This window comes from Anaerotignum sp. (genome assembly GCF_031981185.1).
Lineage (GTDB): Bacteria > Bacillota > Clostridia > Lachnospirales > Anaerotignaceae > Chakrabartyella.
The window spans coordinates 19,100-38,709 of the sequence record NZ_DALYUL010000013.1 but is presented as its reverse complement, the minus strand read 5'-3'; the positions used below and the strand labels follow the sequence as shown (position 1 = coordinate 38,709).

The window sequence follows — 19,610 nt, the reverse complement described above, 5'->3', positions numbered from 1 at the left end:
AATGTATGGCATTCCCAACATGAAGCTGGAAAAAAACGTCATTGACCGTAAAATAAATATCATGAAGGCGGAAGGCATCGAATTTGTTACCAATGCGGACATCGGAAACGCCATAAAGGCGGATAAATTAATTAAGGAATATGATTCCGTCATTCTTGCTTGCGGTGCATCGAATCCAAGGGATATTAAGGTGCCTGGCAGAGATGGAAAAGGCATTTATTTTGCAGTTGATTTTTTGAAAACTACAACCAAAAGCCTTTTAGACACCGATTTAAAAGACGGCAAATATATTTCTGCAAAGGGTAAAAATGTTTTGGTTATCGGCGGTGGTGACACAGGGAATGACTGTGTGGGAACGTCTATCCGCCACGGTGCAAAAAGTGTGGTTCAGCTTGAAATGATGCCAAGGCCACCTGTGGAAAGAGCTGATGATAACAGCTGGCCAGAATGGCCAAAGGTTTTAAAAACCGACTATGGGCAACAGGAAGCAATTGCTGTTTTCGGCCGAGACCCTCGTCTATACGAAACAACGGTAACAGAATTTGTTTTGGATAAGGACGGTAATGTTGTAAAAGCAAAAATTGTAAAATTAGAGAAAAAGGTGGATAAAAACGGAGCAGTATCCTTTGGTCATGTGAAGGGTAGTGAAAAGACAATTGATGTGGATTTGGTGTTGATTGCAGCAGGCTTTGTTGGTGCCGAAACCTATGTGGCACAGGCATTTAAAATTGAGCTGAATGAGCGAACCAATGTTAAAACGTCTGAAAATAGCTTTCATACCAATGTCCCAAAGGTTTTTGTTACGGGAGATATGCATAGAGGGCAGTCCCTAGTAGTTTGGGCAATTAAAGAAGGACGCAGTGTGGCAAGAGAAGTGGATGAAACCCTGATGGGTTATACTAATTTGGTTTAAATAGCAGGGGAATCTGCTTAGGGCAAATAAAAAAAATTATAAACCTGCGGACCCAGATATAACAAAGGGGAATAAACAGTTTTACAGGTTTGTTGAAATTGAATGCAAATCAGAAATAAAAAAACCACCTTGATGACAAGGTGGTTTTTTCTTAACAATACCGTGGACTAGGCAGTTTTTATAGTATTGTATCCATTATTGATAAGATGTTTTTTTTAAAGACCCGAGAGGAAGGGAAAGAAAATTTCTTCTAAATGAAAGAATGTAACAACGATAAAATTGTTAGGTATACTATTTTGAAAACAAAAAATTATTCTGCAAAGGAGGAGTCATGATTTTCAAACTGAAAATGATTAATTAAATCCTTCAATATTTCTGCCTGACTGGAGATCTCTTCGCTGGCAGCGGCACTTTCCTCAGAGGTTGCACTGTTTATTTGAATTACACTGGATACTTGTGCAAGGCTATTACTTACCTCATCCATAGAATGTTTTTGCTGAATGGCTGCATCTGCTATACTTTGAATGACATCAGCAGTTTTTTCAGAGTTTAAAATAATATTGTTTAAGGAACCTGCTGTTTCTGAGACTATTTTTGAACCATTTGCAATTGCTGCGATAGAGTTTTCAATTAACTGGGAGGTAAGTTTGGCACTTTCAGCTGACTTACCTGCAAGATTACGAACCTCATCTGCAACCACGGCAAACCCTTTTCCTGCTTCTCCTGCCCGTGCTGCTTCAACGGCTGCATTTAAGGCAAGGATATTCGTTTGAAATGCAATATCATCAATGTTTTTAATAATTTTACCAATTTCATTTGAAGCATTACTGATTTTTTCCATTGCTTCAATCATCTCTTGCATTTGTTGCTGGCCTTGGGCAGAAGAATGATTGGAGTCTATGGCAATTTGCTTTGCTTGTGCGGCATCATTGGCGGTTTGGTGAATCGTGGTTGTCATGCCATTAGTAAGTTCTGCTAACTCTTGAATAGATGCGGCTTGCTCCGTGGCTCCTTGAGCAAGGACTTGAGCACCTTCTGAAACCTGACTTGAGCCCCGAGCAACTTCTGTAGAAGTTGCATTAATTTGTGCCAATGTGCTAGATATATTGGCGGAAAAACTTTGAATGGAATCATTGATTCCTGCCAAATCACCCTTATATTCTAAAGTTGAATTGAGAACAAAGTTTCCGTCAGAAAATCTTTTCATTACTTCATGAATATCATGCATAATTCCGCTTAAGCTATCCACCGTTTGTTTTGTGGCCAGAGATAAGGTTTCAAATTCATCCCCTGTGTGCACTTCAATCACAGGAGAATGTAAATCTCCTTGGCTGAGAAGGGTTAAACGGTCTGTGAATCGCTTTAAATGACCTGTTATTCTTCCAGCAACAACAAACATCCAGAAGATACCGAAGGCACCAGCGACTGCTCCGCAGGCAGCGAGGCTAAGAAGAGATATGTATTTTTCTTTCTTATATTGTGCAATGATTTTATCAATATCATCATAAAAATTGGCGGCGCTGATATACCAACCATAAGGTTCATATTTTTTTGTATAGCCTCGTTTTTTAAAGACACCATCCTCGTTTGGCTTGGGAAAGTAATATTCTGTGAAGCCCCCATTGGGTTGATTTCCTACGGCAATCAAATTTTTAATATAGTAGTTTCCGGCTTTATCTTGATCCTGTAGCCGTTGCGTACCTTCAAATTTCGGATTCTTATGGATGGCGCAAACACCATTTTCTAAGTCTGCCCAAAAATATCCTTCTCCGTTATTGTATCGGGCATCTCGAACAATTTTTTCGGCGGTTTTCATTTCTTCTTCATGGGTAATTTCACCATCAAGATAGCGTTGATGATTTACATCTAAAACACTAATTAAATTGTTCACACTCAATTCGATTAATGTGTCAAAGTCATCTTTATATGCATTAATGATTGTGTTATGGGATTTAGTAAGTTGTATAAATGATACCGTGCCTTGAAGAAAGATTGTTATTAGGATGATTGCGCCAAATAAAAGCACAATTTTTGTTTTAAGTTTCGCAGTTTTTAACATGCTGCACGCTCCTTTGTTTTTTAATGAATAATACGCTGAATCGGCGGATGCTTATGTGGATCCAGAATTCAGATGCAATCGTTTTATGGATTTTCAAGCATTCTTAGTTAGGTGTAAGTCCGATTCATATTTTGTTTTGTTAGCCATTGAATGGGATCATTGATGCAATACCGTATAATAAATGTGATGTTTGCCATATTTGTTCGCAATATAAGTGTAAGTATCGTTCTCAATACAATTCAATGTATTTTCCTATTCAAAACAATATATTGAATTGATGAGATAATAAATAATACTGATTGATATTTTTTTGCGAAATTATGTAATTTAGTTTTTGAGGGCTAACTACCCTGCAAAATCCTAAAATGGCATATTGCTTATGGCTCAGAATACCTCCTTTTAAGTATGTGCTTTTTTATTAATTGTTGTTGTAATATAAAGCTTTCGCTGTTTTTTTATTATTTTAATAAGTTTAGTGAATAGTGTATTTTATTTTGGACGAAATTACTCCAAAAAATTCTTTATATTAAAATTATAAATTGCAAAAATATAGTGTAACCAAAAAGTTTAAGCAACATTATATTCTTGTAGGATTTTAGCATTTTTTGGGAGTATTGTCAATAATACTTATTGTTAATTATTAAATAATAATTTTTATTATTAAGTTTAGGTTATTTAACTGTTAATATCAATGGAAAAGAACTAGGCCAATGGAGAAGTGATAAATAAAAGAATATTATAGCAGGGATATTATATTTTTATTTTTTATGACATGTAATAGTCTTAGTAAAATTTTTGGATGATATATAGAAACGGTATTAATCTTGTAAAGTCAGATTTTGAGTCTCCCGTATTTACAAAGAATAAAACCTATTTTCAATAAAACCATAATAAATAGTTTCAAAATGAACATACGCAAGCAAGGTAAGATTGATGACAGCCTCAGCATTTGTAAATCAATGGAAACCACCTGAGATCTATTTGTGTATATTTTTAAAACTGCATAAGTTATGAAGACAGAGATTATCATTACAAACATATTACTCGATGATTATTCCTGTCTTAACACATCCAGTCGAGACGTACGAATGAAGGATCTAAACAACATTATATAGCCATTGCATAATATATAGTGAAGTATTTGAGCCTTTTTAAAAGACAGGAGGTTATAAAATGATTTATAATGATGATACAAATTGTATAAATAAGCAATATCCAGAACCTTATTGCAAGCGCTGTAATCAAGATTGTACACAACCTTGTTGTTGTATTCCTGGCCCTAGAGGCGCTACAGGGCCTGTTGGACCTCAAGGTGCCACGGGTGCCACAGGTGCCACTGGTGCAACCGGCCCACAAGGTAATGCTGGTGCGACTGGCCCGTCTGGCCCTGCCGGCCCACAAGGAGAAACAGGTGCTACGGGTGCTCAAGGTGCTCAGGGCCCTATAGGTCCCCAAGGGCTCACTGGTCCTGCCGGTCCCCAAGGGGACACCGGTGCCACAGGTGCTCAAGGCCCTCAAGGCCCCCAAGGGCTCACTGGTCCTGCCGGTCCCCAAGGGGATACCGGTGCAACAGGTGCTCAAGGGGCTCAAGGCCCTGTAGGTCCCCAAGGGCTCACTGGTCCTGTCGGTCCACAGGGAGATACCGGTGCAACCGGTGCTCAAGGCCCCGTAGGTCCCCAAGGGCTCACTGGTCCTGTAGGTCCTCAAGGGGATACCGGTGCTACCGGGCCTCAAGGCCCTGTAGGTCCCCAAGGCCTCACTGGTCCTGCCGGTCCCCAAGGAGACACTGGTGCAACCGGTGCTACAGGCCCAGTGGGCCCTCAGGGTGCAACAGGAGCGACAGGAGCAACAGGCGCAACAGGCCCCACTGGAGCAACAGGCCCTCAAGGCCCTGCAGGTGGGATAGCGGACTATGCGGATTTCTTTGCTTTAATGCCCCCTGATAATGCAGCAACTGTTGCTGCTGGTGCTGACGTAAGCTTTCCACAAGACGGACCTTCCGGAGGAGCATCTATTCTACGCACCAGCGCCAGCACATTTCAGTTATCTTCTATCGGTGTATATCAGGTATTGTTTCAAGTAAGCGTAACTGAAGCTGGACAGTTAGTTTTAACTCTCGATTCAGGAGGGGGCAGTTTGGAACTGCCAGAAACCGTAGTAGGTCGTGCAACTGGTACTTCTCAAATAGTTGGAATTGCCCTTATCAGAACAACAGTATCAAACTCAATATTGACGGTACGAAATCCGGCTAGTGAGTCAACGGCTTTAACAATCACGCCACTTGCAGGCGGCACAGAGCCCGTATCTGCACATCTTGTTATTTTGCAAATAGCATAGAGGTAGAGTAGTTTAAGATTTGTTGAAGCTTTTTTCTAGGAGGCATCATCGCTATTTCTAAGTAAAATAATTGTGGCTTAAGTAAGCAATATCCAGAATTATTATAAGGCAACGATGTGGAATTGCCGACTGATGTCTGCATGTTCACCTGCTTGCATCTTTTCTATCAGATACACAAAAAAGCACGCAAATACCGCTGGTACTTACGTGCTTTTTGTTTTGTCTGAGGAAAAATCTAACTGAACAGCTAAACATAGTATTACTATAATCCTGTTTCTATAAAGGGCCGATTATTTTTTCTAGGTGGCCTGCCTTGAAATAATAAATTTTACTGTTTTAAGTTGCATAGTGATACATAGCCGACCTTGTTATCAGGCAAACCAGCTCGCGTGTCTTAGTGGTTAAAAAACATATCCCCTCTGCCTGGTATCCCCTTGCAGAAGAATAATCATATTTTAAACATACTTAGAATTCAGATACCACATGAATGATATAAAATAGCCAACGATAGGCGATATCCCATATCCCACCAATGGCACAGGAAAATTACCAAAAAAAGCTGAGATAATGACGATCGCAAAGTAAAAGCCAATACACTTTGAAAGTATTTCCTCATTTTTAGGGGGAAAGAGTAGAAAGGGTATAGGCAATGCGACTAAAGACAATATCCCTGAAATCAGCCAAGGCAACCCAACATCTGCCGCCATTTTCAAGATTCCTTCTACATATGCAACGGGAGGAAGTGTATCCAGAAAGACCCATGATAAAACTATAAACATGGAAAATATACTAATCATGAAAAACCGAATTACCTTACCATTTACGCTTAGGCATAGCATGACCACTAATGGAAGGGCAAATCCTGTTAACTGGGAAGCATCTGGTTGAAAATACAACAACAGTATCACTAAGAATGCTATTACCCATGCAAAATTAACCCCTTTTGTTTTGAGTACATACCACAACTCTATGAAAATGATAGGTATTACAATCATTGCTATATTTAGTCTTATAAAACCAATAGAAATCCACCGATGTACGCCTTCCATGCCCTGACTTACCAATGTTACTACCAAAAGAAACAGACAGATGGGCAATAAAAATTTTCTATGACTACTTTCAAAGATGCTTATTTTCCCAGTGAACAGAATCATGGAAATAAGACTCATAAAAACAAGGCAAGCAATATTCTGAATGCAGATTCCCATGGGAACATGATGCTGATACATGGTAAAGGCTCCAATTGCAATGGCAGGTATCATAATTGTAGTTGGTATAAATTTTCGAATTGACAATGAATCCACCTTCCTTTGTTTAATCGTCAAAAGGATTCCTTTCATCGGATACTTCTTGAATTATCACAATGGGATCAGAAATCAAACCGTATGTTTCATCTTCAGGGTATGTAGCTGGAATGCTTCCGGAATATTCCAACATGATTTGCATTTTGTCCCATTTTGTCCGTAAAAAAATTTGCATAGGTAACTTTAGGAATCATTATGTTAAGCTTTGTAGTATCCTTCATTATGAAACCCGATATTATGGAACTGATTCATTTGACGGATAAAAAATTTTCAGGAGTAGACAAAACTCAGTCAGGAAAATTTTTGAAATATGTCGTAAATAATGGAATGAAAGTTCCATTCCAAATGCTTCTTTTAGCGCTTATTCCAAATCCATTTGTTTATTACTTACCGGTTGCATTAACATCAGTTGTTACAGGTGTAATTTTTTATTTTCCATTTACACCTCAGTTAGATGGTAAAATAAGTTTTTCGAAAGTCTTTTTGGGTGTTTTTCCACATGCAACTATAGAATTATTTTCTTTTATTATTATTTTGGCGGTGCTTTACCCCCTGAATCAAGCAATTCACAGTCTGATTTTCAATAAAGTAAAATCAGAAATTGGAATTGTTAATGCTTTTAAAAAGGTTAATTCAACTTATTGCTTTGTTGCATTTCCCTTGCTTGTTTTAGCAGCTTTTATAAAAGGGCTCATTACACCCATAATTTCATTATTAGCATAAATATGTTGCGAGAAAATTTCTAATTTCTTTGTAGAGATTTTCTCGGGACTAGATGAATTGACCTTAATGTAAATTTTATAATTATTTTGTTTAGAAAGGCAGTTGAAATGTTTATGGTTTTTTTGTGGTTAACAGTACATACGTTTCAACATGCGTTGATGCGGTGATCCGTATTCTATCAAGGCTCACTTTCACCACTTCGGAATAATCTTTATTTTAATGATGAGCCAGGATCATAAGTCATTTATTGAAAGTATAATTTACTAATTATACCACACTTACTCCCACCAATGCTTTATTTCTGCAATGCCAACATCCCACACTTTAGCATTTCCAGTGACTATAATTTTTATATCTTTTAAATTCGTATTAAAAAATGTTTTCACTTTTAGTGCATTTTTATCTTCGTCTTCATCACTAAATAGTATCAGCTCATCCCCATTAGCTACAATCGTAACCGAACCTTTATATTCTTCATCATCAGGAATACCAATATTGGCATAGATCCAGGGATTATTCTTGTCTACATGAAACAGGTACTCCTTGCTTGTTCCGTCATTGCTGCTATACACATTTAATGTGGGATTTATGTTTTCACCTTGTACCGTAAAAGACGAAATTTTATCGATAGCCGGCGCGGTTGCACTTAGTTCATTTATTGCTACAACATTTCCTATTCTTTCATTTACATGTACAACATAGTCAATTATTTCAGAAGTAATCATAATTGTAATAAATAGTATAAGCATAGATGCTGCCGAAGCAGCAAGCCTTTTAAAAGTAATCTCTGAGGAAAACCCTACTTTATAAGCAATAAAGCCTATAATTGCACCCAAAGTATTCGATATGATATCCATAATGTCAAACGTACCTAGAAAAGTTAAAGACTGCAACAATTCCAGAAAGCAAATCACTGATATAAACAATGTGATAAACTTTCTAAAACGGATACGATAGAGCAGCGGAATTATAATTCCAAAAGGAATAAAAGCAGCAATGTTCCCAAAATCGAATAACCATGACATCGATAGTTCCGGGAACCTTAGGGGAATACCATCTGGTAAAAGTATAAATGTATATTGATTATAATATAACTTCTTTCCTAATCTATTAAACCCAAGGAACATGAAGTACAAAACTAAAGCTGCATAAACTATCGTTCCTATAAGAATATGTCTGCGTAATTTAGTATTGATAGCGCCTGAATTAAGGGATAGCACTTCATTGTCATTTGGTGTTTCTTTTTTTTTGCTTTTCACTTTTAGCACTCCATTCATAATATGTTATAATTAATTTACATCTTCAAGCAATAATAAAAATTATCTATTTATATCTGCCATTATGTTTATAAGCTTGCTATTTTATCCATAATTTCGGATTGCTTATAATAATCTGGATGTTTTTTACTCCACAGGGTGAGTGTAAATCAGGATTTTTATTACCTTAAATATCTTTATCCTCTCTGTCATGTATTACAGATATTTGCAGATTATGATGTCAAATTGTCACCTTATTAATACCATTTCTGACTAATGAATATCCCTGATTTCCCAAGTGTCCCCCTTAACGATGAATATCCCATCCTTTACCCTATCTCTAAAAGCACTTTGGAAAGATTTTGCCTTCAACTATCCTATGTCATCCGTGGAAGAGCCAAAAAAACGGGGCTAAAAATCGCATTTTTCAGCCCCGTTTATTGCTCATTTTTCAATCAAAAACCACAACATATTGTGGTCTAACCCCTGTTTTTCTTGCCTAAACCACAAAAAGTCATCATTATCACCGTTTCCACATGTACTGTTCTTGGGAACATATCCATCAGTTTCACTCTTTTTATCTGATAACCTGCTTGCTGGAAAATCACCAAATCTCTTGCTAAGGAGGTAGGTTTACAGGAAACATAAATGATTTCGGGAGCACCAAAATCAATAATTTTTCCAATAGCCTTTGGATGGATACCGTCTCTTGGAGGGTCAACAATAATTAAATCAGGCTTATCTGTTAATTCGTCAACCTTTTGTAAGACATCACCGGCGATAAACTGGCAGTTAGACAATCCGTTTCTTTCGGCATTTTCATTGGCAGCAACAACTGCCTCCTCGATTAATTCAATACCAACCACTTTTTTGGAGCCTGCTTCCGCCATAATCTGCCCGATGGTTCCGGTGCCACAGTATAAATCGAAGACCATTTTATTGGAAACATCCCCTGCAAATTCTTTAACGATAGAATACAATTTTTCGGCACCCTTTGTATTGGTTTGAAAAAAGGAATAAACGGAAACCTTAAATTCCAAATCAAACAATTTTTCCATAAAAAAGTCTCTGCCGTAAAGAATGGTCATTTCGTCACTACGTACAACGTCAGCAACGCTATCATTCACAGAATGCAAGATGCCGCAGAGAGAACCCTCTAGCGGTAACGCTAAAAGCATTGTTTTAAATTCTTCTGTAGAGAAGGGCACTTCGCAGCTTGTAACTAGGTTGACGAGGATTTCTCCTGTGGCTGTGCCTTTTCTGACCACCAAATGGCGTAGGGAGCCTTCGTGACGCAATTTATGATAAAAAGGCACATTTTTTTCTTGAAAGAACGTTAAAGTGCTTTGAATAATTTTTAAATAATCATTGTCGATTATATTGCAATCCTTTAAGGATACTACCTCGTAATGGCTCATACGTTTGCGCATGCCCAAGGCCAAATCTCCGCCTTTTTCTTCATCTCCAAAGGAGAATTCACATTTATTTCGATAGCCTTTTTCCGAAGGGGCAGGTATGATGCCCTCCCAGCTTTCAATTTGAATGTTTTCTTGCGCCAAGAGGCGTTTCACTTGGCGTTCTTTTAATTTTAATTCTTCTTCATGGTGGAGGGTCTGATAGGTGCAACCGCCGCAAAGGGTGTAATGGGAGCAGACACCCTCCTGTCTTTCCAGAGGAGAACGCTGCAGAATTTCTTCTTGTCTAGCCTCGATGCCACTGCTTCTTTTCTTTATGATTTGTGCCTGAATAGTTTGTCCTGGGACACCGTTTTTCACCACAACCTTCTCTCCATCCACAAAACCAAAGGCTTTATTGGGGAAGGAAACATCCTCAATGTGAATGGTAATGATATCTTTTTTCTTCATAAATTCTCCTCCGAGGTGGTTAGATTTTGTTTGTATTCAAGTTTAATCTATGGTATACTGTTCCAGTAATCTTAAAATTCTGAACGGGAGTGTATATTGGAATGTCTGAAAAATTAGAAGTAGGCAGTATCGTTGAAGGAAAGATTGTACGCATTAAACCTTTTGGCGCAATTGTTTCTTTAGGCTCTGTGCAAGGGTTAGTGCATATCTCTCAGGTTGCCAACAGCTTCGTACAAGATATCAACGACCATATTAAGATCGGAGATATTGTTAAGGTTAAAGTCCTCTCCATTGATGAAGAATCCCATAAAATTGCTTTATCCATTCGGGATGCATTACCAAAGGAAGAACGTCAGCCTAGAAATGAGAAGCCTTTCCGTAAACCAAATCAGACACAAAAGCCCGCAAGCCCTGCTGAGGAATATTTCCGTCCTCAATCCTCAACCAGTCCTTCTACTGATTTTGAAGAAAAAATGAAGGAATGGGCGAAGCAGTCTAACGAGCGTCATACTAGCTTGAATAAAAGAGCAAATAAGCGTTCTTTTTAAAATATTGCTTAAACATCTTACCATGAAACTGTTTGAGATGCAATAAATGACGGCGCAGTGGGAGGGATATTATGACTTTGTTTTTTGTTGTGGGAATATACTTTTACGCACGAGGCGTATTTGCATTGTTTGGTCAGACTATTTTCTTTACCAAACGCACACTAGAGCTGATTGAGCCGGAAAATTTACCTGCATACCTGAAAGAGTCGGGCATTTGGCATATGGTGGCAGGAACAATTTTTGTTGGAAAGGCTTTACTTGATATCATGTTTCCCTTTAACAAGGTGTTTCTGGCTATATTTCTTGTGTTATTGGCTGTTTGTGTTTATTTTCTTTCCCGTTGTAATGAACGGTATATTAAAAAGTAATGGTTTAGCCTGTTTGCGGTTGCAAAGAGGCTTTTCTTATGCTTGTCTCTTTTGGTTTCCCGGGGAATATCCAAAAGGGGAGACAGAATGAATGGCTTATGTTTTATCGATAAGCTTGGTTTATAGAATAAACATAAAATTAAGTAAAGTTTTCATTGGATAGATCATGTTTTTTTGAAAGGACAAGGGATTTATTTCCATTAAAATAAACAACCTGACCAGTATTTATATTTATGTGAATGATTTTTTGTAGGTTATTTTTAAGAAGCGTGGTTTCAAATTCGAGGAACAATAGAAAAAGAGTTGACAAGAAAAAGTTGTTGTATTATGATTAATCCAATTAAGAAATAAAGGCATGGAAAAGAAGAGTAGTGAGCGGATGCTTTTACAGAGAGTCCTCGTTTGGTGGAAGAGGATAAAGATAGGCTGATGAAGATGGTCTTGGAGCTGCATGGTCGAATTGTTTAGATCGTGACGGGTGCACCCGTTATAGTGCCGGGGTATTATCCGATTTTTTGGACGTACTCGTTGAGGTTTGTTTTGTGAAAAACAAATAAAATTAGGTGGTAACGCGAAGCTATGCTCTCGCCCTAATGATGAATATCATTTGGGTGGGAGCTTTTTTATTATATGGAGTAATTGTAAGGGGGAGAAGGTTATGATTCAGCTGGAGAAGGTAAGCAAAACCTTTCGTCAAGGCAGGGATGAAATTCAGGCTGTAACGGAAGTAAGTTTGGATATTAAGAAAGGCGAGATTTTTGGAATTATTGGTTTTTCGGGGGCAGGTAAATCCACATTGGTGCGCTGCATCAATCTTTTGGAGCGGCCCACAGGGGGAAAGGTAGTCATTGATGGGGTTGATCTTACGGGTTTGCCAGAGGTTCGCCTGAGAGAGGAACGACGAAAAATTGGAATGATTTTTCAGCATTTCAATCTGCTGCGTTCCCGCACAGTGTATCAAAATATTGCCTTTCCTTTACGTAAAAGCAAACAGTCAAAGGAAGAAAAGCACCAAAAAATACTTTCCTTATTGGAACTAGTGGGTTTGACGGATAAGAAGGATGTTTACCCTTCTCAGCTTTCCGGAGGGCAGAAGCAAAGGGTGGCCATTGCCAGAGCATTAGCCAATGACCCAAAAGTGCTCCTTTGCGACGAAGCAACCAGTGCTCTGGACCCCCAGACCACAAAATCCATTTTGAATCTTTTAAAAAAGGTAAACCAAGATCTGGGCATAACCATCGTTTTAATTACCCATGAAATGGCTGTAGTAAAGGATATTTGCGATAGAGTTGCCATTATGGAGCTAGGGCGCGTGGTGGAAGAAGGAGAAACAGTGGAAGTTTTCTCTCACCCCAAGGAAAAGTTAACAAGAGATTTTATGGATACTGCAAGTAATATTAATAAAATTTATGAACTGCTGGAGGAAAAACATGCACTAACCCAACTGAAGAAAGGGGAAAAGCTAGTACTTCTTACCTATTCAGGGGGAAATGCAGGAGAGTCAGTCATTTCTCATCTGGCAGAGAAATATCATGTCCAGGCTAATATTATTTTTGGCAATGTGGATATTTTGAAGAATAAGCCTTTGGGGAAATTGGTTGTTATATTAAGCGGAGAGACAGAGAATATGGAACAGGCAATTGGCTATATTCAAAGCAGAGATGTTCAGATGGAGGTGATTAGAGGATGAGTTTTTTATATGATATTGCACCAAATTTGCAATCTTTACAAGGGGAATTATTGAAATGTATGAAGCAAACTTTTCAAATGCTTTTTATTTCTGGAAGCATTGCCTTTCTCTTAGGTTTGATTTTAGGAGTGTTGCTTATTGTTACGAAAAAAGGTGGTCTTATGCAAGCGCCGCTGTTATACAAATTTTTAGATAGAGCAATTGATGTCATTCGTTCCATTCCGTTTATTATTTTAATGGTGCTGTTAATCCCTTTAAGTCGTGCCATTGTTGGTACGGGTTCCGGTGTTTTAGGCTCCTATGTTGCACTGATTGGAGGAACGGTACCGTTTTTTGCAAGGCAGATAGAGGCTGTTTTAGCCGATGTGGATCATGGGATTATTGAGGCTAGCGAGGCCATGGGTTTTAGTCCTTTAGAAATTATTTTTAGTGTTTACTTAAAAGAAAGCATACCGGGAATTACCCGTGTAACTATGATTACGTTTGTCAGCTTAATTGGTATCACCGCCATTGCAGGAAGTATTGGTGCCGGTGGACTAGGGGATTTTGCCATTCGCTATGGTCACCAAATGGGCTATAGAGATATGATTTGGGTAACCGTTGCTATCATTTTACTGATAATATCAGTATTTCAGGGCATTGGAAATTTTATTATTCAAAGAACCACACACTAATCTTTGGCTCTTGAATGGAAACATTTTAAGCATATTAAGAAGAACATTGATAGAAAAAGGAGAGATGTATATGAAAAAGAATTTTAAAAAATTATTTGCGGCGGCATTGGCAACAACTTTGGTTTTAGGGTTGGCAGGTTGTGGTTCTACGCCAAGTAAGGAAGAACCAGCAAAAACAGAGGGCGACAAGGCTGAGGTAACTGTGGTAAAGGTTGGTGTAGTAGGTGAATACAATGCTCAATGGGATACCATTAATGAATTGCTAAAAGATGATAATATTAAGGTGGAGCTTGTAAAGTTCTCTGACTATGCGGCGCCAAACCGTGCGTTAAACGATGGAGAAATCGATTTGGATGCCTTCCAGCATAAAGCGTTCTTAGCAAACGAAATTGAGACAAAGGGTTATGATATTGTAGCCATTGGCGATACCATTATTGCACCTTTATCAATCTATAATAACAAAGATAAAATTTCTTCCATTGATGAGATTAAAGATGGCGATACCATCGCCATTCCCAGTGATTTGACAAATGGCGGTCGAGCATTGAAATTACTTGAAGCTGCTGGCTTAATTGAATGCGATCCTGCAAAGGGCTATGTTCCCACAAAGCAGGATATTACGAAGTACAACAAAAAAATTGAAATCTTAGAAGCTGAATCAGCAACTTTGGCAAATATTTTGCCCGACTGCGCAGCGGCAATCATCAACGGTGGAAATGCATTTACAGCAGGTTTAGACCCCAATAAAGATACAATCTTTACAGAAAATGTTGACCCTGCAGTAAACGAAGCGGTGCCACAGCTGGTAAATGTTATTGTTAGCCGTACAGCTGACAAAGACAATGAAGTATACAAAAAAATCGTTGACGCTTATCATACCGAAGAGGTAAAAACAACGTTAAATGACCAGTATAAAGGTGCATTCCTTTGCACTTGGGAATAAGAAGTGAGTTTTGTCGCAACACCAGTGAGATAAAAAGCGATTCTCGGGAGGGGATTCCCCATCCAATCAAAAACAGATGGGTTTATTGGTTTTATTCCGATGACCCATCTGTTTGCATTATGGAAAGAATCATTGAATTTAGAAAAGGCGGTAAAAATATGGCGATAAAGAATTATATTTTAGAAGAGAAGGACTATATCATTTCGTTGAGAAGGCATTTTCATGCCCATCCAGAGGTTAGCTTAAAGGAATATGAAACCTGTAAGAAAATTGAGGAGGAGCTGGATGCTTTGAGAATTCCTCATAGAAGAATAGGGGAAACGGGGGTATATGCTTGGATTGATGGGAAAAAAGCATGCAAAGGAAAAATTGTTGCATTAAGGGCAGATATGGATGCCCTAGCCATGGAAGATTTGAAAACAGTATCCTACCGTTCTCAAAATAAGGGGTTTTGTCACGCTTGCGGCCATGATGCCCATACAGCAACCTTGCTTGCAGCGGCTAAAGTATTAAAATCAAAAGAAACAGGATTTTCAGGTCAGGTTCGTTTGTTTTTTCAGCAAGCTGAAGAAATTGGCCAAGGAGCCAGGTTGTTTGTTGGAGCAGGACTGTTAGAAGGCTGTGAAAGAATATTCGGTGCCCATGTTACAAGCAGATTAGCAAAAGGTCAGGTTGCTTTGACCAAAGGTCCTCAATGTGCCAGCTGTGATTATTTTAAAATAACCGTAAAGGGGAAAGGTGCCCATGTATCCACGCCCCATTTGGGCGTAGATGCGGCATATATTACCGCTCAGATTGCTGTGAATTTGCAGTCCATTGTTGCCAGAAGTACAGCCCCTTTGGAAACAGTGGTGGTGGGGGTTGGCGTAATCAAAGCAGGCACCCAGTATAATATTGTTGCGGAACACGGGGAAATAGAAGGAACTACCAGAAGCTTTTTACCAGAAGTACGTAAGTTCACCAATGATAGAGTGGTGCAAATTGCAAAGCAGACAGCGGCAATGTATGGTGCAGAGGCAGATGTGATTTTTTTAGATTACGCGGCGCCATTGACAAATGACGAAGACGCAGTGAGAGAAGTGACTGAGGTTGCCCAACAACTGGTTGACCCTGTTGACATTGTTTCGGATTATCAGAAGTCTTTAGGTGCTGACGATTTTGCGGATTATTTGGCGGTTACAAAGGGAATGTACGCTTATATAGGCACGGCAAATGAAGAGAAACCCAACACAAAAGCAGCTCATCATCATGGCTTATTTGATATTGATGAGGAGGCATTACTGCTTTCCTGCAATTTATATGTGGATTATGCTTTGCAGGTATTGAAACAGTGAAAGACGCTTTTTTCATAGAAAAGCCCATTTTGCAAAATTTCCATTGCAAAATGGGCTTTTGTTTCTTAGATTAGCAAATATAAGATTCTGATTTTTTACTTTTTCCCTTAAAAAGTATGGTTAAAAGTCCAGCTTTTTCAGTATTCTGATAAGATATGCAGTACAAAGGGCAAGGGCTACAATTTCCGCAATGGGGAAAGCAAGCCAAACATGATTTAATTCCCCGGTACGGGACAACAAATAAGCGGCGGGTAAAAGCACAACCAGCTGACGTACCACAGAAATGATGAGGCTATAGATGCCATTGCCCAATGCCTGAAATACGGAGCTAGTTACAATATTATATCCTGCCAGCAAAAAGCTAAAAGAGATAATTCTTAACGCAGGTACGCCGATGGCTACCATATTATCTGAAGCCTTAAACAGAGCCAAAAGCTTATAAGGGAGGATTTGGAAGGCCGCAAATCCTGCTAGCATAATAACCACTGCGGCAATTACACTGAGCTTAATGGTTTGATGAATGCGTTGTTTATTCCTTGCACCATAGTTATAGGCAATAATGGGTATCATCCCATTATTTATTCCAAATACCGGCATAAAGATAAAGCTTTGCAATTTAAAGTATACACCGAAAACAGCAATTGCCGTGGAAGTGAAACTATCTAAAATACGGTTCATATAAAAAATCATGATGGAACCAATAGAAATCATTAAAATGGAAGGTATTGCAACAATATAAATACTTCTCAAAATATATATGCTGGGCAGAGCGTTTTTAATTCGAATGTGTATTTCATGATTTCTTGTTAAATTTAAATAAATACCCACTCCACAGGAGATAAACTGTCCAATTACTGTGGCAATCGCCGCACCTGCAACGCCCATCTCGGGTAATCCAAACAGACCAAAGATTAAAATTGGGTCTAAAATAATGTTTGCAATTGCACCCACGCCCTGACAAATCATAGCCTCAAAGGTTCGGCCTGTAGATTGCAGCAATCGCTCCATGGCAACTTGAATAAATATACCAAGAGAGCCAACTAGAACAATATGTAGGTATACCTCACCACCCTGAATAATCTCTAAAACTTCTGTTTGACCTTTTAAAAAAGGTGTTGTAAAGAGAAAGGCAATGATTACGAAAATGAGCCAATTTAAAAAAGCCAGTAAGATGCTGACACTGGCTGTCTTGTTAGCAGTATCAAACTTTTTTGCGCCTAGACTTTTGGAAAGCAAAGCATTTGTACCAACCCCTGTGCCTGCAGCAACGGCAATCATAAAATTTTGCATAGGGAAGGCTAAGGATACTGAAGACAAAGCATTTTCGCTGATTTGGGCAACGAAAGCACTATCTACAATATTATAAAGGGCCTGTACCATCATAGAAATAATCATAGGGACAGACATAGAAAAAAGTAATTTGTTAATGGGCATAGCACCCATTTTATTTTCTTTTATTTCGGTAGCAGCGGAACTCATTAAATAACCCCCTTTTCCGTGTCATGAGTTTAAGTAGTCCTAAAATTTACGAAAGTATAGCGCTGCCGTGACAGCGCTATACTAGCTTTTTTGGCTTCTTCGAGTAACATTAAACTATGATACGCCCATATAATTTTATTGTCAATAAAAACTTTAGGGGGAAGTGGGGCATATCCAATTAATTTAGTCTGCTTTTGAATTGGGAGCAGCAGTTTTCCATAAAAGATAATTGTTCTCCACAAATGCTTCAACTTTACCCATATCATAAAGGTAGGATAGATAGGAGCGGATGGTACTTCCCACTAATACGTATTGTCCATAGTCCATCGTTAAGTTGTATTCTTCAAAAATAAAGTGAAGAATTTCTTCAAAAAATTTTGGAGCCTGACAAATCGAGAGCAATTTATCTAAGATTTCGTTGGTCTTTTTTCGGTTTGCCCCAACCAAAGGACGGATATCCTCTGTGGGATCACTATGGGCGGGAATATAAAGAGCTCCATCTAGGGTTTCCAAAAAATCTAGGGTTTTGAAATAAGCGGTTACATCGTAATTAAAACTGACATGATATTTATCTAAAATAGTTTCGCTAAAAACACTGTCAGCCAAAAAATATACATTATCGGGAGTTCTTACACCGATCATCTGCCAAAAATGACCACCTAATGGGAAAATTTCCATTCCCTCGGGAAGCTGCGCTTGAGAAATGTCTTGTGCTTTTGATGGAGTTGCCATCAAAAATTTATTTCGCAGCTTTTGAAAGGGATATCCGCCATATAGAAAAGATGGTTCAAGAATAGGATTTTCAATAACAGTGTTTTCCATGGGGGTGGAATAGACAGGGCAATTGAGCCTGTCCTGCAATAAGGTGTTCCCGCCTATATGATCAGCGTTGGAATGGGTGTTGATGATTCCTTTGAGCTTCCAGCCCTGTTGATCTAAGATTTTTTGGATTTTGCGCCCTGCATCTTTATCGTTACCGCTATCAATCAACCATACTTCTTCCGAAGAGGTACGGTATACCCCGATTTTTGAGGGGCAGTTAATATAAAAGGTATTTTCCCCAGCTTGCATTAATTCGTACATAATAATACCTCCTTTTAATAAAAAGCTGTTCCTATAAATGGAACAGCTTGGGTTTGAAAAATTTAGTCCATGGAATTTGTAGAGCCAATTACATTCTTGATTTTTCCTTCTACTAATTTTTGAATCAATTCTCTTGCATCGCCCAAATAGCCACGAGGGTCGAAAGCAGAAGGATTTTCGCCAAAAGATTTGCGGATCGCTGCTGTCATCGCCAAGCGGATGTCTGTATCCATATTGATTTTGCAAACTGCCATGGCAGAAGCTTTTCTCAGCATTTCTGCAGGAATCCCCTTTGCACCGGAAATATTTCCGCCATATTTATTGCAGGTTTCCACGCTGGTTTCATCAACAGAGGAAGCACCATGCAACACAATAGGGAAGTTATGAATACCTTGTGCTTCTAATTTCTTTGTGATAGATTCCAAACGGTCAAAATCCAATTTAGCGTCCCCTTTAAATTTATAAGCGCCATGACTTGTGCCAATGGCAATGGCAAGGGAATCTACTCCGGTACGCTTCACAAAATCAACCGCCTGATCAGGATCTGTGTAGGTAGCATTTGCAGAGTCAACGTTTACGTCATCCTCAACACCAGCAAGCTTACCTAATTCTGCTTCAACAACAACCCCTCTTGCATGGGCATATTCAACAATTTCCTTTGTTTGTGCCACGTTTTCTTCATATTCTAAATGAGAACCATCAAACATGACTGAGGTGAAGCCGTATTCGATACAGTTCTTGCAAACTTGAAAATCTGAACCGTGATCCAAATGCAGCGCAATATCTAAGCCTGTTTCTTCAACAGCCGCATCAACCATAGCCTTTAAATATTTAGGATGGGCATATTTTAATGCACTTTTGGAAACCTGAAGAATAACAGCCGAATTTTGAGCCTTTGCTGCCTCCACAACCCCTTGAATAATCTCCATATTATTAATATTAAATGCGCCAATGGCATAACCGCCCTGAAAAGCTTTTTCAAACATTTTTTTTGTTGTAACCAACGCCATTTTATTTACACCTCTTTCTTTTAA

General features: G+C 38.7%; 17 protein-coding genes and 1 other annotated feature. Of the genes, 9 read left to right on the top strand and 8 right to left on the bottom strand.

The window, feature by feature from the left end; translation table 11 throughout:
• A partial coding sequence (locus tag RTK36_RS08840; RefSeq protein WP_312046308.1) for an FAD-dependent oxidoreductase occupies positions 1-913 on the top strand: 913 nt, incomplete at its 5' end.
• Positions 914-1,223: 310 nt separating this feature from the next.
• Here the strand turns inward: RTK36_RS08840 and RTK36_RS08835 are convergent.
• Entirely contained in the window at positions 1,224-2,972 is a 1,749-nt protein-coding gene (locus RTK36_RS08835) for a methyl-accepting chemotaxis protein (RefSeq protein WP_312046306.1), read from the bottom strand.
• A gap of 1,173 nt (positions 2,973-4,145) precedes the next feature.
• Between RTK36_RS08835 and RTK36_RS08830 the strand changes: the two genes are divergently transcribed.
• The gene (locus tag RTK36_RS08830) at positions 4,146-5,309 is read left to right on the top strand and encodes a hypothetical protein (RefSeq protein WP_312046304.1); all 1,164 of its coding nucleotides are present in this window, start codon (positions 4,146-4,148) and stop codon (positions 5,307-5,309) included.
• A 455-nt stretch (positions 5,310-5,764) separates the two neighbouring features.
• Here the strand turns inward: RTK36_RS08830 and RTK36_RS08825 are convergent, their stop codons facing one another.
• Both RTK36_RS08825 and RTK36_RS08820 read right to left on the bottom strand, forming a co-directional pair.
• Positions 5,765-6,604 carry a hypothetical protein gene (locus RTK36_RS08825; protein ID WP_331654998.1) on the bottom strand — a complete coding sequence of 280 codons (840 nt, stop codon included), beginning with the start codon at positions 6,602-6,604 and terminating at the stop codon, positions 5,765-5,767.
• Positions 6,605-6,623: 19 nt separating this feature from the next.
• Entirely contained in the window at positions 6,624-6,755 is a 132-nt protein-coding gene (locus tag RTK36_RS08820) for a hypothetical protein (RefSeq protein WP_312046302.1), read from the bottom strand.
• A 53-nt stretch (positions 6,756-6,808) separates the two neighbouring features.
• Here RTK36_RS08820 and RTK36_RS08815 point away from each other — a divergent pair, with 53 nt between their 5' ends.
• Positions 6,809-7,336: a stage II sporulation protein M gene (locus RTK36_RS08815; RefSeq protein ID WP_312046300.1), complete on the top strand. Its 528-nt coding sequence runs from the start codon at positions 6,809-6,811 to the stop codon at positions 7,334-7,336.
• 278 nt (positions 7,337-7,614) lie between these two features.
• On the opposite strand, the gene RTK36_RS08810 is transcribed toward RTK36_RS08815, so the two are convergent.
• Both RTK36_RS08810 and rlmD read right to left on the bottom strand, forming a co-directional pair.
• Positions 7,615-8,595 carry a VanZ family protein gene (locus RTK36_RS08810; RefSeq protein ID WP_312046299.1) on the bottom strand — a complete coding sequence of 327 codons (981 nt, stop codon included), beginning with the start codon at positions 8,593-8,595 and terminating at the stop codon, positions 7,615-7,617.
• Positions 8,596-9,071: 476 nt separating this feature from the next.
• On the bottom strand, positions 9,072-10,457 hold the full coding sequence (gene rlmD, locus RTK36_RS08805; protein ID WP_312046298.1) for a 23S rRNA (uracil(1939)-C(5))-methyltransferase RlmD: 1,386 nt from the start codon (positions 10,455-10,457) through the stop codon (positions 9,072-9,074).
• Between the two features lie 101 nt (positions 10,458-10,558).
• On the opposite strand from rlmD, the gene RTK36_RS08800 reads away from it, so the two are divergent.
• The 6 genes from RTK36_RS08800 (at position 10,559) to RTK36_RS08775 (ending at position 16,014) form a co-directional block, all read left to right on the top strand.
• Positions 10,559-11,005 carry a S1 RNA-binding domain-containing protein gene (locus RTK36_RS08800; RefSeq protein WP_312046297.1) on the top strand — a complete coding sequence of 149 codons (447 nt, stop codon included), beginning with the start codon at positions 10,559-10,561 and terminating at the stop codon, positions 11,003-11,005.
• A 71-nt stretch (positions 11,006-11,076) separates the two neighbouring features.
• Positions 11,077-11,373, top strand: a complete 297-nt coding sequence (locus tag RTK36_RS08795; RefSeq protein ID WP_312046296.1) for a hypothetical protein — start codon at positions 11,077-11,079, stop codon at positions 11,371-11,373.
• 347 nt (positions 11,374-11,720) lie between these two features.
• Positions 11,721-11,969 (top strand) — a binding site (T-box leader).
• A gap of 62 nt (positions 11,970-12,031) precedes the next feature.
• Positions 12,032-13,063, top strand: coding sequence for a methionine ABC transporter ATP-binding protein (locus RTK36_RS08790; RefSeq protein WP_312046295.1), 1,032 nt, complete (start codon positions 12,032-12,034; stop codon positions 13,061-13,063).
• Positions 13,060-13,737 (top strand): methionine ABC transporter permease, encoded by a 678-nt coding sequence (locus tag RTK36_RS08785; protein WP_312046294.1) that lies wholly within the window; start codon positions 13,060-13,062, stop codon positions 13,735-13,737. Before RTK36_RS08790 ends, RTK36_RS08785 begins: the two co-directional genes overlap by 4 nt.
• Positions 13,738-13,807: 70 nt before the next feature.
• A complete protein-coding gene (locus RTK36_RS08780; protein WP_312046293.1) occupies positions 13,808-14,680 on the top strand; it encodes a MetQ/NlpA family ABC transporter substrate-binding protein in 873 nt (290 codons plus the stop codon).
• Positions 14,671-16,014, top strand: coding sequence for an amidohydrolase (locus tag RTK36_RS08775; protein ID WP_331654997.1), 1,344 nt, complete (start codon positions 14,671-14,673; stop codon positions 16,012-16,014). Before RTK36_RS08780 ends, RTK36_RS08775 begins: the two co-directional genes overlap by 10 nt.
• A 120-nt stretch (positions 16,015-16,134) precedes the next feature.
• Here RTK36_RS08775 and RTK36_RS08770 read toward each other — a convergent pair whose 3' ends face one another.
• The 3 genes from RTK36_RS08770 to fba form a co-directional block, all read right to left on the bottom strand.
• Entirely contained in the window at positions 16,135-17,493 is a 1,359-nt protein-coding gene (locus RTK36_RS08770; protein WP_312046292.1) for an MATE family efflux transporter, read from the bottom strand.
• 183 nt (positions 17,494-17,676) lie between these two features.
• Positions 17,677-18,576, bottom strand: a complete 900-nt coding sequence (locus RTK36_RS08765; RefSeq protein WP_312046291.1) for an MBL fold metallo-hydrolase — start codon at positions 18,574-18,576, stop codon at positions 17,677-17,679.
• Positions 18,577-18,638: 62 nt separating this feature from the next.
• On the bottom strand, positions 18,639-19,586 hold the full coding sequence (fba, locus tag RTK36_RS08760) for a class II fructose-1,6-bisphosphate aldolase (protein WP_312046290.1): 948 nt from the start codon (positions 19,584-19,586) through the stop codon (positions 18,639-18,641).
• Positions 19,587-19,610: the final 24 nt, after the last annotated feature.